This window comes from Flavicella sp. IMCC45668, assembly GCF_057219105.1.
This window is the reverse complement of the sequence record NZ_CM170114.1, coordinates 642,264-659,449: the sequence shown is the minus strand read 5'-3', so window position 1 is coordinate 659,449 and position 17,186 is coordinate 642,264. Positions and strand designations below refer to the sequence as shown.

15 protein-coding genes are annotated in these 17,186 nt (G+C 29.1%); all 15 read right to left on the bottom strand.

The window, feature by feature from the left end; translation table 11 throughout:
* Positions 1 to 9: 9 nt before the first annotated feature.
* On the bottom strand, positions 10 to 1,104 hold the full coding sequence (locus AC2DZ0_RS03075; protein ID WP_484643592.1) for a glycosyltransferase family 4 protein: 1,095 nt from the start codon (positions 1,102 to 1,104) through the stop codon (positions 10 to 12).
* A gap of 33 nt (positions 1,105 to 1,137) precedes the next feature.
* The gene (locus AC2DZ0_RS03070) at positions 1,138 to 2,469 is read right to left on the bottom strand and encodes a glycosyltransferase family 2 protein (protein ID WP_484643591.1); all 1,332 of its coding nucleotides are present in this window, start codon (positions 2,467 to 2,469) and stop codon (positions 1,138 to 1,140) included.
* An 18-nt stretch (positions 2,470 to 2,487) separates the two neighbouring features.
* Positions 2,488 to 3,651, bottom strand: a complete 1,164-nt coding sequence (locus tag AC2DZ0_RS03065; protein ID WP_484643589.1) for a glycosyltransferase family 4 protein — start codon at positions 3,649 to 3,651, stop codon at positions 2,488 to 2,490.
* Entirely contained in the window at positions 3,648 to 4,748 is a 1,101-nt protein-coding gene (locus AC2DZ0_RS03060; RefSeq protein ID WP_484643588.1) for a glycosyltransferase, read from the bottom strand. Before AC2DZ0_RS03060 ends, AC2DZ0_RS03065 begins: the two co-directional genes overlap by 4 nt.
* Positions 4,738 to 6,132, bottom strand: a complete 1,395-nt coding sequence (locus AC2DZ0_RS03055; RefSeq protein ID WP_484643586.1) for an asparagine synthetase B family protein — start codon at positions 6,130 to 6,132, stop codon at positions 4,738 to 4,740. Before AC2DZ0_RS03055 ends, AC2DZ0_RS03060 begins: the two co-directional genes overlap by 11 nt.
* 54 nt (positions 6,133 to 6,186) lie before the next feature.
* Positions 6,187 to 7,191, bottom strand: a complete 1,005-nt coding sequence (locus AC2DZ0_RS03050) for a glycosyltransferase family 2 protein (protein ID WP_484643585.1) — start codon at positions 7,189 to 7,191, stop codon at positions 6,187 to 6,189.
* A 4-nt stretch (positions 7,192 to 7,195) separates the two neighbouring features.
* Entirely contained in the window at positions 7,196 to 8,431 is a 1,236-nt protein-coding gene (locus tag AC2DZ0_RS03045; RefSeq protein ID WP_484643584.1) for a glycosyltransferase family 4 protein, read from the bottom strand.
* On the bottom strand, positions 8,428 to 9,588 hold the full coding sequence (locus AC2DZ0_RS03040; protein WP_484643583.1) for a glycosyltransferase: 1,161 nt from the start codon (positions 9,586 to 9,588) through the stop codon (positions 8,428 to 8,430). Before AC2DZ0_RS03040 ends, AC2DZ0_RS03045 begins: the two co-directional genes overlap by 4 nt.
* A gap of 3 nt (positions 9,589 to 9,591) precedes the next feature.
* Positions 9,592 to 10,590 (bottom strand): acyltransferase, encoded by a 999-nt coding sequence (locus tag AC2DZ0_RS03035; RefSeq protein WP_484643581.1) that lies wholly within the window; start codon positions 10,588 to 10,590, stop codon positions 9,592 to 9,594.
* A gap of 225 nt (positions 10,591 to 10,815) precedes the next feature.
* Complete coding sequence (locus AC2DZ0_RS03030) at positions 10,816 to 11,817, bottom strand: glycosyltransferase family 2 protein (RefSeq protein WP_484643580.1); 1,002 nt, start codon at positions 11,815 to 11,817, stop codon at positions 10,816 to 10,818.
* 7 nt (positions 11,818 to 11,824) lie between these two features.
* Positions 11,825 to 12,778, bottom strand: a complete 954-nt coding sequence (locus AC2DZ0_RS03025; RefSeq protein ID WP_484643578.1) for a glycosyltransferase family 2 protein — start codon at positions 12,776 to 12,778, stop codon at positions 11,825 to 11,827.
* Between the two features lie 27 nt (positions 12,779 to 12,805).
* Entirely contained in the window at positions 12,806 to 13,942 is a 1,137-nt protein-coding gene (locus tag AC2DZ0_RS03020; RefSeq protein WP_484643577.1) for a polysaccharide pyruvyl transferase family protein, read from the bottom strand.
* The gene (locus AC2DZ0_RS03015; protein ID WP_484643576.1) at positions 13,923 to 14,846 is read right to left on the bottom strand and encodes a nitroreductase family protein; all 924 of its coding nucleotides are present in this window, start codon (positions 14,844 to 14,846) and stop codon (positions 13,923 to 13,925) included. The genes AC2DZ0_RS03020 and AC2DZ0_RS03015 overlap by 20 nt, the downstream gene beginning before the upstream one ends.
* Positions 14,847 to 14,998: 152 nt before the next feature.
* Complete coding sequence (locus AC2DZ0_RS03010) at positions 14,999 to 16,252, bottom strand: ABC transporter ATP-binding protein (protein WP_484643575.1); 1,254 nt, start codon at positions 16,250 to 16,252, stop codon at positions 14,999 to 15,001.
* Between the two features lies 1 nt (position 16,253).
* Positions 16,254 to 17,108 carry an ABC transporter permease gene (locus tag AC2DZ0_RS03005; protein WP_484643573.1) on the bottom strand — a complete coding sequence of 285 codons (855 nt, stop codon included), beginning with the start codon at positions 17,106 to 17,108 and terminating at the stop codon, positions 16,254 to 16,256.
* Between the last annotated feature and the right edge of the window lie 78 nt (positions 17,109 to 17,186).

Below are 17,186 nucleotides of genomic sequence, written 5' to 3'. Positions count from 1 at the left end.
ATAAATAATTTAATGTTCTTCTATAATTTTGATATAATCTTCAACAACCCTGTCCCATGTAAAATTATGCGACCAATCTAAAGCTTTTTTCTTAAACCTAGATTTGTTTAAAATAATTTCATCAACAGACTCTGCTATTTGACTGATAGACTTTACGTCAATTAACTTTCCTGTATTCCCTTCATCTATTGCATCTTCAATGCCCGTATCTGACGCCCCTATCGCTGGCACACCCAAACTGTTAGCTTCTATTATTGCAATACCGAAACCTTCAATATCACCATTGGTATCCGCTTCACTAAGCATACAAAAGACATCGGACGAATGAACTATAGAATACAATAAACTATTTTCAACTTTTCCATAAATTTTAATATTTTTCTCAACTCCCAGTTTTTTGGCTAAATTTAATAAATACTCTTTCTCTAAATCTATCCCCACAATATGATAACATATATTTGGATACTTTTGTTTTAATACGGGTAATGCTTTTACAACATTATGCTGACCTTTTCTCATGGATATACGGCCTACAGTAACTAAATTTGGAAACGAGCTAAAATATTTTTTTTCAAAGAGATCTGTTTCTAAATAAAATCCATTAGGAATAATATGAATTGTTTTATTTTTTTTATTTTCAATAAAGCTAGCAGTATATTTAGAAACACAAATGATGTTTTTAATTTGTGACAAGGCATTTTCGGTTACTTTTCGCTGATAACTTTTTTTTAAATTCACCTCTGTACCATGCACCACAGCAATGTATTTTTTTCTTGGAAAAATCACTGATAACACTCCAACAGACCACAACGAGAATTTACCAGAAGCTATAACTATATCACTAGAGCTTATATACTTTAAGTGTAAAAATACTCTTTTTAGATACATAAAGAGTCTTATTTTATGCATTGAGACGCGAACTATCTCAAATTTATGAAGAAGATCAAACTTTTTTTCTTCTAGTTTTGTAGCACGTTGATCCGTGACAACTTTTACTTCATACCCGTTTATGTCTAAAAATCGTGCTAAATTAAAAGCATGATTTCCAATTCCTCCTGGTAATGGAGGAAACTCAGAACTTATCAAAGTAATCTTTTTACTCAATTGTTTTTGTGGTTTAATTTGATAATCAATAAATTATGTAAGTTTGTCTATCAATGGACCTTCGGATAATTTCTTAGAAGCTGATTTCCATGATTTACAAACTTGAACAAGAAGCAAAGGCCAAAGAATTAAAACACTACCATAAGCATATACTAAAGCTTTTTTATTTCCCTTTTTCTTGTATGGGACTAAGGACATCGGAATCAACCTAAGTAAATTAAATAAAGCTAATTTTTTTCCAAAATATTTCCTATGCAAATACAAAACACTTGGTATGGGTCTAGGATCAAACCATCTGTTAGGACGAAATGCATCCCATAGTCCCATTTGTCTTAACCCTCCTGTTGATACCTTTAAATGTAATCTTTTAGCCAAGGGATTAGATATATTTATAAAGTTTGCAAGATATGCTCTCAATCCAAACTCACCATCTCCCATTCTCTGTTTTTCAAACTGTCTATCAAACAAACCAATTTCATAAAAAACTTCTTTTTTGATTAAAACGTTCCCTGTATCAAGCTGATCTGAATATTTAAAAAATGAATAATTGTCAGGCACAACATCCCCTATTTTAGATATGGAAATACCAGAGGATATATCTGCCTGGAAATAATCTAAGGTTTTAATATGTTGATAAATCCAATCATCATTTACAAGAGAATCGTCATCATATAACAATATATAATCACCTTTAGAACTTTTAATCGCCTCATTCCTAGCTTTCCAAAGTGCCTTTTCTTTTTGGTACCAAAATTTTAAATCCAACTTCCAACCATCATAAAATTCTTTTTGAAATGGATCTGTTTGATCCACAACTATTACTTCAAAATTTTTATAAGACTGGTTTTCAAGATCCTTTAAAACATCCTTAAGATATTTATATCTGTTTAATGTTGGAATTATTACAGTTATCAATGGATTCTGACCAAGCAATGAACTATTGAAATTTTTGTAATTTTTATAATCGAATTTTTGAGTACTGTACTTTACCCGAGAGACACCTTTACATTTTTTAAATGCAATAATTTCTTTAAAAGGATTATTAAAACTAAACATTCTAAGTATTAGAACATAAAAAACCCAAAAACTGCTAAAATTTCGTTTTAAAAAGATATACTCATCCTCAATTGGAACCTGTTGAAATTTTTCATAATAAGCGTCTACATGAATATAACCTGACTGCAGTAATTGCCAAGATCTATCATAATCAACGGCAATTTTACTTTTAAATTTATTACCGCTATTAAGATTCGCAACAATTTCAGGCGAAATATTTTCTACACAAGGAAATAAATATTTCCCATTTGACCTTGGAAGTATAAAATAGTTTGTTGGTTGTAAGTATTTTAAAAATTTAAAAATCAATATTTTAATATTAAAAGATTATTTATCGTAATAAAACCTAAGGAACTCTTGCTGTTGTTTTTCTATGTTAAATTTATCTCTAACTCTTTCCTTTGCATTTATTCTAATTTTATTTTTCTCTTTCTCCGGCAAAGCTATTACATCCATCACTTTTTGCGCCAATAAATCTGAATTATACTTAGGGACTACAAAACCAGTTTCATTATTTATAATATTTTCTTTTAGTCCACCTGAATCTGCAACAATACAGAGCTTCCCCATAGCTTGTGCTTCTAGCACAGCATTACAAAATCCCTCGGTCAAGCTATATTGAATGTAGATATCAGCTTGACTTAATATATCCATAGTGTTAGAGTGACTTAACTCACCTATGAAAATAACTTGATCCAAGAGGTTGTATTCATATGCTTCATACTTTAATGCTTCTATCAAATCCCCCGAACCTATAATATTATATTCAAAATTATAACCTTTCTCTTTTAACAATTTAAGGGCTTTTAAAATCTCTGAATAATTTTTAATCCAATGTAATCTTCCTATTGTAACAATTTTCAAAATTGAATTTTTGTTACCCTTGCCACTATACATTTTTAAAAGATCTACAGCAGGGGTTATAATTGAATATTTATTTTTTTTACATAACCCTAATTCATACCCTTTATTGAGTAAATAAACAGAAATCGAATGTATTTTATCTACTTTATTAAATAATTTTTTATAACAGTTTTTATGTTTTAATGGATAAACGTCAATATCGAAGCCCCTTAAGCTTACTGCCATTTTTGAACCAATTGCATACGCCAAATTTTCTTTCCCTACGGCAAATGTAGCAAAACCAAAATGAAGCCAATCAATATTTTTTTCTTGTAATATGTGCTGACAAATAATTACCTTTTTCAAAATTTCATTGAATCTAGTACCTTCTTTTTTTTCTACTATCACAAACTTGCCCAAAGCCTTATACCTTGAAAACATTAAAATTGTCAACTTTATGAATATTGATAGTACATTACTAAGAGTAATTTTTTGTTGTGATTTCACATCACATAAATTAAATCCATCTTCATTATTATTGACAAACAAAACAACTTTATGTCCACTCTTTTGCAATCCATTTATCTTTGAAATAAAAAAAGTTTCTGAATACCCAGGTGGTTTGGCTAATACAATTCCTATTTTCATTTGTTCAAAATGTTTAAATATGAATTTTCATGATTTTGCAAACATTTATTTAAAGAGAAATTTTCAACAACTTCACTCCTCATTCTTACCTCTAAGTTAGATTTTTCAGTAACCGACATATTTTTCACAAATAAAATCTTTTTTATTAACTCGTCAACATCTTTTGCAGGAAACATTAGGTTTTGAAATGAAGATAATACTTCCTTTACTCCTTCTACCCTACTTCCTATAACTATTCGCTGAGAACTCATTGCTTCAAGGGGAGCAACTGGCAATCCTTCCCATGATGTTTTAGTTGGAATTACAAATACATCCGCAACAGCATGATAAGGCCTTACATCCATCTGTTTATCAATAAAATAAATATTAGAATCCCTATTTTTCGCAATTAAGTTTTGTCCATATTCATTTTGATTATTTCCAACAATTAACAACTTAATTGAAGAATCATTCATCGTGTTAACCGCTTTCATTAGATACTCGATCCCTTTGATCGGCACCAAATTAGCCACAGTCACAATTACAAAATCATCTTTTGAAAATGTATGCCCGAGCGGTGTAATGTATTTTTTTTCTTGAGGAGTATACTTACTTATATCTACTCCTAAATAAATTAATTCTACTTTATTTTTCAATTTTTCAAAATATCGTGGAAACATATCCATATTTAAAACTAAAATCCTTGTACTTAATAAGGACCTTAATTTCCATTTTTTAGGACTCCCCCAGCTCATTGCTTTTTTTGTATACATCCATGGTATACCAGAAACTTTTGCTGCTAAAGGTTCAGAAATATCTGAACTCCAATGCCACGAATGAATCAAATCAAAATTGTTCTTTTTAAAAAAATGTGCAATCCTTAAGACTCTGAAAATAAAAGTAGAATAAGGTTTCATTTCCGTAGTAGATTGAAAAATATGAATGGGAACATTTAATTTTTCTACCTCTTTATAAAAAGCTCCGTCGGAATGTGAGCAACATATCTCTGGGGCAAACTTTTCTTTATCTAATCCATTGACTAAATCATACACCACTTTCCCACTACCTGCGGTATTAAAATTAGGAATCGTATAAAGTATTTTAATTTTATTTCTCATGTTGATTCCTAACAAAAAATGACAATGTTAATAACGTACTAATTGCATGAGAATAATATACTTTATCCTCATTTTTAAACAAATTACAATACTTTTCAAGAATAGGTTTATTTACAAATTGCAAGAAATTTTTAGAATACAAATATTGCTTCAATTTTTTTTCATTTTCTTTTCCTAAAAATTGTAACTCCCAATTTCGTTGTACAAAAGATCTCCCTAAGTAGGTGTTAAATTCTCTTTTTAATTTATTCAACGCTCTGTATGGGATATTATAAGGTACTTTCGCCAAATGATGATTGTAAAGATTGAAAGGTTTCGCATCTTGCCATACAATACCCGCAACTTCTTTATTATTTTGTTTTATATACTCAATTTGTATCTGTCTGTTCCCTAACAATTTTTCTGGCACTTCACATATAAACTGGCACATACGATCATCATAATAAGGAAGTGAGATAGGTTTTTTGCTTTCAAAAATGGATAAATTCACTGAAGTCCATCTAGGGGCCCAATAAAGTGATTTGAACGCCCTTATCTTGGCATTTATATTCTCAATTTCAATATTATCTAATAATACCAAAAGGCGTTTATCCAAATATTCTTCAAACTCCCCATCAATCCCCCAGTTTTTCCAAAGTGATATTGCCAATTCTAGTCCTCCTTTTTTTAATACTTTCTTTTTTAAGTATTGTACCAATTCAATATCAGTAGTGTTTTCTGGCATCCCTTCAGAATCGAACAACACATCTCCCCAATGACCTAATGAAAAAGCCTCACCCAGATTTGCAATTTCACCTATAACAGCCATTTGTCTAGGATGTGTAAACTCTGAATAACATTTATTTATTTTTGATAATTCTATAATTTTATTCCATAAATATCCTTTCTCAATTGTAAATTCTTTGAAAGGAAAATTACAGGTTTTTGCGATTTTTTTTGAGATACCAGACTCCTTATATCCATATTGAAAGGAGTAGCTATAAGATTTTACGTTGGCTCCAATATTCTTTAAAGCAACTGCTTGTGATCTACTATCCAATCCCCCTGATAACGGAAGAATAATATTTTTATTATTTGATTGTTCAGAAATAATTTTTTCGAAAATATCCTGAAATGAATCAGTAGCTTCTTGAAGTGTTTGCGATTTTGGTTTGTAGTACCATTCAAACCAAGGTTTAGAATCAATTAAATACCCTTCATTATCTATAGTATTATTGGAAGCAGGAGCCAACACCTTTTCATCCAACCAATAAGTATCTGATTCCAAGAAAAAACCAAATGCACAAAACACACAAATAGCTTTGAAATCTAGGTCATGTGGTTGATCTTTGATTTTGACAAAGGTCTGATAACTTGGTATAATTGGCGTTTTAATTGTTTGCATGTTACGTTGTAATAGACTAATAATGACTGTAATTATATTTCCTTTAATATAAAATCACCAATTTCCATTTTTTTTGCTATAATGATTAAAAATTATCCTTTTATATTTAGCATTCAACAATAGAAAAGGAATAATTTTATTTTTAAACTTTCGGTTTATAAAATATGAGATGACAAAACGTTTTGTAGCACTGTTAGCTTTATTTTCAAATTGAGTAAGATTAAAAATTTTCAATTCACGATTGATCTCTTTTATTTCCTCAAACCAATAAAGCATTTTTGTTAACTCCGTTCCTGATATTGTATAGTCATGTACACAAAAATTTCTTATATAATTTTTCGAATTAATAGGCCTATCAAATGCTAATTTATTGAAATAAAACCAACCAATTTTAACATTTTGTTCTAATTGTTCTTTTCTTCTCGTTGATGTTTCACTATCCTCATGATTTCTATACTTAATTAATGGATTTTGAATATTGTAAAATTCTCCTTCCCAAATCAACCTAGACCAAAGATCATAATCTTCTGATGGAACATAGTTTACATTGTACATGACTTGTTCCAAAGGTTTCTTTAACATCATAACAGATGGGTGAATCATGCAGTTATGAAACAACAAACTTAATTTAATTTCATCATGAAACTCAGGGTTAGAACTCATTTTTTCACCAATATCGTTTGCAGAAACACTGCCACAAACAATAATGTCAGAATTTTTCTCAAAGACATTTAATTGTTTCTCAAATCTATAAGGTAAACTCACATCATCATCATCCATTCTAGCGATGTATTTTCCTTTAGACATTGAAATACCTTTATTCAAACTATCTGAAATTCCCGAATTTTGTTCTTTTTTTACATAAACAATTCTCTCATCTGCATAAGATGTAATTATCTCTTCCGTTTTATCCGTTGAGCCATCATCAACAATAATAAACTCAAAATCGGTAAAAGACTGACTTAGAATGCTATCAATGGCTTCCCTAATAAATTGCTCACCATTATAAGTAGGCATAACTACCGATACTAAAGGGTTCTTTTCATTATAACCTTCCATATAACTATATTAATTCTTTGTAATATTTAATATTCTCTTTCACTATTTGATCTAAATCAAAAGTATCTTTAATTGTTTGTATGGCATTGTTTTTTACATTCTTTAATATTGTGTCTTCATTAAAAATTTTAAAAATAAAATTTACATAATCTTCTGTGTTTTTTGCTATAAAACCATTTTGTTTATGAACTATTATTTCTTTAAATGCCGAGATATTAGAGGTAACTACTATTTTGCCTATAGACAACGCTTCTAATAGAGCAATTGAAAAATTCTCCCCAAACGATGGAAAAATTACAGCATGAGCTTTACATATATAAGACAAGACTTCACTATTATCTACCACCCCATAATAAGTAGTTCTCTCTAATGCTTTCGTTGATAGATATGGAATAACTTCATTGTCCCAACAATTATTCACATTGTTCCCTAAAAGATGTAATGTTACCTCTGCATCTCTTTCTACCAAAATATTAAAAACATCACATACCAAAAATATCCCTTTTCTTTCAGTTAATGAACCTACATGAAAAAGTGATTTATTTATGATTGTACTTTTTTTATATTTATCCAATTTTTTAGTAGAAACACCATTATAAATTACTCTTGGTTGCTTAGGCAAGTTAAACGATTGTTTTGATGCAAAAGCAGTGTATTCCGAAACAGCAATAATATTTTCTTTATAATTAGAAAACATTTTTTTCTCAAAAAATGATGTTGTGACATTTCCCCGATACCCCATAAATTTATTCAATAATGTTAATGACCCGTGACATCTTATAACTGCACTAGAACGACCCCAAAAAAAAGGAACATCACCATTGTAATCATTAAATTCTGCAATCTGAATTTTATGCTTTTGTGAAAACTTGGAAGCTAAAATCGAAATATATAATTTGTTTATATAGATAAAAAAGAATTTTAATTTATTATAACCAGGTAACTTAGTATTTTTCCAGTATTCTAACAATTTATTAAATGAGACATTTAAGTCTTTAACTACAAATATTTTTACACCATTATCAATAATTGTTTTTTTGGTAGGACCATAACTAAATACAAATGTATTAAAGCCTTGTTTAAAAAGCTCTTGAGCCATTGTTTTTACAAACACTCCTATCCCTCCTGTTTTTCCCATTTTAGGATGGGCGTATTCTTTTGTTATAAAACAAATATTTATATTCTTCTTTTTAGAAAAATCTCTTATTTCAGCTTTGGAATTTTGAAGGGTATTACTCATTTATTAAGTACTTCTTTGTATAAATTTTCCAATCCTTGAATCATATTGGATTTACTATGTTGCCTTTCTACTTTTAATCTTGCTTTTTCAACAATTGAAATAATCTCTTTACCTTCCATTTTTGAAAATTCCATTAACTGCAATGCCATTAACCTTTCATCCCTCACAGGCACAATAAATCCTGTTTCTTTATGAGTTATCAACTCTTCCATTCCTCCACAATTTGTTGAAATCACAGCCAATTTACAAAACATGGCTTCAATACACACATTTGCAATTCCTTCTTCGATGGAAGGTAACAATAAAACATCTGATGAACACATCAATTCGTACACATTTTGCTGAGGTAATTTATCCATAAAAACTACATTTTCTGTCAAATCTAAATCATTCACCAAAAAAAGCAACTCCTCATCGTTTTGGACACCTAAAATGGTATACACGAAATCAATACCTTTGTTTTTTATTAGACGAATTGCCTTAATTGCGGTTGTATAATCTTTTTTCCAATGATTACGTCCCACAGAAAGTATTTGTAACACTGCCTTCTGTGCATGATCTTTCTTTACAGGAAGATTTTGAAAATCAAAGCCAGAATATACTACTTTATCTATTTTAGAGGATGATTCGTATATCGAATCAGATTTTTTTTGAATTGCCTTAGATACAGAATGGAAACCATCTATCTTAGGGAAGATTTCTTTAAGAAACTGTCTATTTTCATTATCAACAAAAGGTCTCACATTTATATGAAAACCTCTTTGACTGAAAACAGTTTTTGTCTTATTGGATAAATTCAATTTGTTAAAATATGACAAAACACTAACCCATTGAAAGTGTATAACATCAGGTTCTATTTTATTTACAACCAACTGTAAATTTTCTTTTTTAATTATTTGTTTCTCTCCCTTTAAAAGTAAATAAAATAAATTCAATTGTTGTATTATACTTACCCCTCTTAACACTATCGATGTGTTTAAAAATCTACTATTGGAATCATTCGATCCTAATGATACATAAGAAACATTTTTTATTTTCTTACTAAGATTTTCATTAAAACCAATGATATATACATCATGACTTTCCGACAGACCTTTTGCAAGCCTATTGATAAAGGTTGTTGTCTCAAAAGTTCCGTCAAATATTATTATTTTCATTTTTCATTTATTTTTTTTACGGTCATTTATAAATACTCCATTTAATATTAAAAATAAACGATTATTATTTCTATTTATAATTATGCCTACTCCTAGAGAAAAAGAAAATACAATCAAAGGGAAATATGAATAACAAGTTTTATCTTCGAATATTAAAGTAAATAAAAAAAAGATAATAATCTTAAAAAGTATGTGGTACATATATATAAACAAAGAATATTGTTTACCGATCTGGGTGAAAGTATTTTCTTTAATGTCTAAAGAGATACAATATTTAAAAATTAATACCGACAAAACAATTGTAAAAACAATCATTTCATGTGTATTTGTTTTTCCTGTAAAATGATTGACAAAATATGCTTCTATAAACAAAACCACCATTGCTATCACTAATAAACCTAGTAATCCTTTTTCTCTTATTTGTTTATTATTTTCTTTTTGTTTCGAAAAAAAGATTCCAACATATAAAAAGGGAATAGACGATAAAAATCTTGGAAATTCATAATTTAACTTTACTCCAAAAAACCAATCGTAAGAATCAGCAACAATCATAATAAAAAAAATTCCAGTAGAAAGGTACGGTAGTAGTTTTTCCCATTTATAAAAATACATAAACCAAACTATAATATAACCAAATAAAAGCGATCCTAAAAACCATAAATGATAAGAAGTTCCTTCTAAAAACACTTTAGACGTATAAGAAAACTCACCTCTTTTATAAGCATCAAATGGAAAATAAATCAAATCCGAAACAATAATTGCTCCTAACAACTTGATAATGCTACTATCGATTAACCTTAAACTAAAATCATTACTTTTTAAAATCTTAAGACCTAAAAAATAACCGGATGTCATAAAAAAAAAAGGAACAGCCCATCTTGCAAATATCAATAGATAAGACATGAATTGGTGATTCTTAACAGCATGATCTGATGTATGTATTAACACAACCATAAATGCAGCTATACCCCTAAATAAATCAATCCCGTTTTCTCTTTTCATTCTAATGTTGTAACCCTCACCATTTATTTTTCTAAACAAGATAATACTCCTTCATCTTATAAAAAATTTCTCGAACCATTCTCTAAAGTCTGTTGTTTTTCACTTAACTATTCATTAAAAGCAATGAAATATAAACCCTTCTCTTCAGGCAACGCTCATACAAGCCGATTGATAAAGGTTATTGTTGTAAATATACCGTCAATAATAATAATAATAATCCTCATACTACAAACCTCTAAATTGATGTATTTTAGAAGGATAAATTTTTCTTCTTATTCTGTATATTAAACTTAAATTTTCAGGACTTAACAGTCCCCAATCTTCCATTAACAAATATAGTTTCACTTCAAACTTTCTTAACAAATTCATTGAAATTGAACCACTCTTTTTAATCGATCGTTTCCCTTCCAAATTAAACTTAATTTTATAAAATTTTAGTCCTTCATACAAATAACGTTCTGACAGAGCTTCGATCGCATCATAATCATAATACAAATTACTTTCAATTAATTTATTATGTATTCTAAAATTCAATTCAACAATATCACGAACTAATTTTTTGTGCTTAAGAGAATCGTTTATTACGTTGGATAGTCTGTTAGCACTATTATCGATAAAAATATCACTTACAATATCATTATGAAAAATCACCTGTTTATTGTTATTTAATATCCCAGCATTCACATCATGTAATACATCTTCTCCATTAGTTAAATCTTCCCAATATTCTTTCTTAGTATCATACTTCCATAAACAAGAAGATGTATGCCATTTTCTTTTTTGAATTGCACTAATAGTAACATTATCTTCATTCCCTTTAAAATTTTTTCTTCGATGAATTTTATTCTCATTTGAATTTAACATAGAAAGACCATAGACCATTATAGCTTTGGGATTTAGCTTTAATAGTTCAATTTGTTTTTCAAATTTATCAGGTAATAATTGATCATCTGAATCCAGGTACTGGATGAATGTACCTTTTGCATGATTTAATCCATTTTGCCTTGCAATTCCTGGACCTAAATTACTCTGTTTAAGATACTTAATATCTAACGAATAGGCACTACCTATTCCCATAATTAACTCTCTATAATCACCTTTACTTCCATCATCAACCACAATCAATTCAACACACCTATAACTTTGCTTTGAAACCGAAATAATAGCCTTTTCAAGCTGCTCAGGATTGTTATAAAATGGTATTATTACTGAGACAATTTCATTCATAATATTATTAACTTCTAGCCAATTTCATAATTCTAAAGCCAATTCCAAAATATCTAGCTATAAAAAGAGAAAGAAAAAAGATTACCGCCTTTCTCAATCCCTTTTCTCTTTTGTAAAAATTATATATTTTATTTTTTCCCTTTATCTCATAGCCTAATCTAGAAAGTTCAAATAGGGTGGTTCCAATTTCATTAAACAATCTAGATTTGGCTTCATCGTTTAAATCTTCCTTACAAGAAGAATAAGTCTTTTCCAATGCCATATGTTTTTCTCTAAGTTTCTTTTCTCCAAATAGTTTATTTTGTATAGAATCCTTATGCATTCTTCTTTTCAATAAAGATTTTTCAAGAAAAACACCTTTAATCCTTTGCTTTCCAATTAACCTAATAAAGAAATTGTATTCCTGGCTTGATGGTAAATCCTCATCAAATTTAATACTTCCTACGCTTTTCTTCCAGACCATAAAATTACCCGTAATCCAAAATACTTCGTATAATATAAAATTATTATGATTTAACGCCTTGGTTTTATTATTTCTTACGTCCAATTCTTTATAAGTTCCATCCTCAAAAAAATTAATTCCTTTAGAAACAACGAAATCAATAGATTTATCTTTCAACAATACTTCAGATTTTTCCATTAAAAAATCTTTTGCCATCAGGTCATCACTATCAAACCATACGATAATTTCACCATTTGAATTTTGAAATCCATAATTTCTACAGGCACATGCACCTTTAACCTTAGATAAAGGTCTTTTTAAAAATTTTATTCTAGGATCGTTTATCTGAAATCCTTTAACTACATGCTCCGTATTGTCATTAGATCCATCATCTACAACAATGCACTCCCAATTAGAATATGTTTGTGCAACAATAGATTCTATTGTGTAATTTATTAAATGAGCTCTATTATATGTTGGAACTATTATTGAAATTAGTGGATTAGAATATATACTCATATTTTAATTACAATTGTTTTTTGACTATTATTGTATTAAATTATCAACTTTCAACCACATCTCTTTAGTTTTTTGCTTTTCTAAATCGGCATGTTTCATTAATTTAGTACTGTATTCTAGGGCGCCTTTATCGGACAAAGCGTTGTTAATTTTTTCCTTAGCCAAATTTATATTATCTAATTCAAGTAAACAATTAGCAACATCATAATCTTCTAAAAGTTGTTCGTACTTATGGCTCCACGATGTACAGAAAGTAGTTACTACTTGTGACAAACCACTTACAACTCCATGAAACCTTGAAGAGATTAATAATTTTGATTTTCCAATAATAACCTTTACTTGATCTGCATTTAATTCAGTAAGAACATCAAGGTTTTTTATATTAATCGTGTTTATTAGTTTAAAATCTTCAATTCCTTCATGATTTAAGAAAAAAACTTCTTGATTTAATTCATCTATAAGATACTCAACAATTTGCTGGATAAAAGATATATAAACATTAGAATTTTCCTCAGAGGTATGTGATATCATCTTACTGTTAACAATAATGCAAACTTTATTTGCGTAATCATCAAAAATCGAAATTGCTTTAGGAGAATAAACATTTGTAAAATCAGGTGCTAAAAATAGTTTCGAATTATTGGTAACTATTTCTTCAATACAAGTGTATGATTTCCTATCGCGTGCAAAAAAAACATCCCCAATCTTATATAGTTCTTTCATATAAAACAAGGAAAGTTCTTTATTAAAGGGCCCGAAGGCTTGTGGTAAAAAAATAATTTTACATCCTTTTTTCTTTAAGTTTTTATAATATCTAATTTTTTTCTTAATTCTTGTTAATGTTGTTCTATCATTTACCCATTGATCACCTATATGGAATCCACCAGCATCAAGAATGATATCTATATTTCTTGAGAAAACCATACCTGATTTAATAAACTTGTTGTCATTAAACAACAAACTAAAATCAATTTTAAATCTCTGCAAGGATATTGAAGTAAACAAACCTAGAATAGCCTTATTTACCAAAAACCTATGGTCCTCTTCACCGTTATAAATTAGTCGAATATCATCGGAAAACTTATAATGATCTACTATTGCACGAAGCATTAATTCCGCCCCTTTATTGTTAAAATTAGTATTATCAATTTGTATATTTCTCATTGTATTTCAATATTTTAGATATATTCTTCTTTTCAGAAAAAGGAATAAGTCCATTGTTTCTGCCGTAACCAAGGGTAATAAAGCATATACCCCTTTTATGCATCGGAATATTAAACAATGAATGGAAATCTTTTTCTCTAGGTTCTATGTCAGGCCAATTTATAACACAAGAAGAAACACCCTGCGATTCTAACCCGAATAAAAAGGACATTGTAAACAATGCTCCATCAACATAAACAAGATGACGATCACGTTCATCAAAATAATAACTCAAATCTCCAATAATAATTGCTAATGTCTTTATTTCTTCTTTAAAAGTAGTTACTCCCATAGGCAATTCAACTGCCTTTTTAATTAAACTTGCATCATCAATAACTAAAACTTCAAAAGGCTGTCTATTACATGCACTAGGAGATTCTAAACCAACTTTTATAGCGTTTTCAATAACTTTTTTATCAACTCTTTTATCATTAAAAAAACGAACCGAATGCCTATGTCTTGCCAAAGATAATATGTCATCATAAGTTGCATTCAAATTCAATAAATTATTAAATTCAAACGGTATACTTTTTTGTAACCCCTGAATGGGTTCTATTGAATTTAAAAATGAGTTAAATATCTCCCTCGAAGAATCAATCTCTTTATTACCATGTCCTATTTCCAAAAAATACTTCTCCAAAACATCAATGACCCATTTTTTGTTCTTATCGTCAAAATTGTGATATGTATTAACTAAGATAGTAACAGTTGATTTTATATAACCCGTTGCAAAATATTCTTTTCTCTTATCAATAATTAACCCTTTTTCAATTCTATGAATTTCTCTACGAATTTTAGATATATTACTTTCCTCTTTTTTTATCCTCTCTTGATAAATTTTATTTCCTAAAAATACACTTTGCATTTCTCTATTAAAACTGTTATCAAAAAGGCAGTAATATATTTTTATCAACCAAATATTCTTTCCAGAAATTGATTTCCTTAAAAACAACTTGAAACTCTTGCGAAATTTCAAAAGCCTTATAATTTTACGGTACAACTTACCTATCTTTTTTTTTACGACTCCCATTTTGCTTCAATAAGAAAATTACCATTACCTTCAATTACATTTTTCCCTACATTATAATAATCACCTGGTTCTACTTCAAATGAAAGAGCATTTATCTCTCTGTGATGTGGTTTACCTAATAAGTGTAATGAAAGATTTACCGAATAACTACCTTGAACTAAAGGTAATTTAGGTATTTCAATTAATATATTTTTTGCATTAGTATCTATTTTATACCCTAAATAAGTATTTCCAAAATGGGATATTTTCTCACCATAACTATCATACAACCCTATAAATAAATCAATCTCGTGATCCGTTTCTTTTTCTATATCAACATCAATTTTTAGCGTGTCTCCACTGTAAAATTTTGTAGAAATTATATCTCCATTTTTAATTTTGGCTTTTTTCATTCTAACAATGTTTTTTTCACTGTTGAATTCTTTGACAGCCTTATTCTCCTTTTGATTAAGGATTAAATATTCATTTATTGCAGTTTCTGTATCGGAAATAAACTGTACAGTCCCATTTTTCAAAACCAAACAATTAGTGCATAAACTTTTTATTGCTCCCATATTATGACTCACAAACAAAACAGTCCTTCCCTCTCCCGAAGAAATATCCTGCATTTTTCCAATGGCTTTTTTCTGAAACTCGGCATCTCCAACTGCCAAAACTTCATCAACTACTAAAATATCAGGTTCTAAAAAAGCAGCTACAGCAAAAGCCAAACGAACTTTCATTCCAGATGAATACCGCTTAACCGGTGTATCAATATAACGTTCACAGCCAGAAAAAGCCACAATTTCAGCTAATTTAGATGCTATTTCTTTTTTTGTCATCCCCAGAATAGCACCATTTAGAAAAACATTTTCCTTTCCAGTCATTTCAGGATGAAAACCTGTACCTACTTCTAATAAAGACGCAATCCTTCCATTGTATTTGATGGATCCCGTTGTAGGTCCTGTTACTTTAGACAATATTTTTAATAGTGTAGATTTCCCCGCACCATTCTTTCCAATAATTCCTAGTACCTCTCCTTTCTTTACTTCAAAATTAATATCCTTTAAGGCCCAAACATATTCTGAATTTCCCTTAGTACTTCGATCATTTGACTCTCCTATTTTAAGATAAGGATCTTCTTTTCCTCTTATGTTGGCCCACCATCTATTAAGGTCGTGACTTATAGTCCCTGTTCCAATTGTCCCAAGTCGATATTGTTTAGAAAGGTCTTCTACTTTTAAAATTATTTCTTTCTCCATATTATATCGTATCTATAAAACTTTTCTCCGTTTTATTAAAGACTAACATTCCAAACATAAATATTGTAAATGAAACTCCTAACATATATAGTATATCCCCAATATAAACCTCATCAGTATTTAGCATCAAGTTCCTGAAGGTTACAATAACAGTAGTCATTGGGTTGTATTCAACAATCCAGGCATAATCTTTCATAGCCTCTCTCATCAGTTCAATTGGATATACAACGGCTGACAAATACATCAGTAACTGAACTCCGAATGACACTAAGAACGTAAGATCTCTATATTTAGTAACCATTGAGGAAATAGCCATACCAAATCCCAAACCTAACATTCCCATTGAAACAATTAAAATAGGTAAAAACAATATATTTAAAGATAAATCTAACGGCATTCCTTGAAAAACATAATATACATAAAACAGGATAAAAATAAATAGCTGTATTCCAAACTTCAATAAATTAGAGACAATGATTGACATTGGCATTATAACCCTTGGAAAATAAACCTTCCCGAAAATGGCTTCATTTTTTTTAAAAGTGTCAGAAGTAGCTATCAAACAATCTTTAAAATAATTCCAAGCTGTAATCCCAGCTAAATTGAATAAAAATGGTGGTACACCATTGGTTGGAATATTGGCAATTTTGTTAAAAACTATCGTGAAAATTATGGAAGTAAATAGAGGTTGGATTAAGTACCATAATGGGCCTAAAATTGTTTGCTTGTATAAAGTAATTACATCTCTTTTAACAAACAGAAACAATAAATCTCTATAAGCCCAAATCTCTTTGAAGTTTACATCCAGTAAATTATTTTTAGGAGTTATTTCGTAAAGCCAATTCTTTTTACTCATATATATCCCCTAGATTATAATTATATCTCTTTTCAAAACTCAAACAATCGGGGTTTATTGTTTCAATTCTAAAAAAGT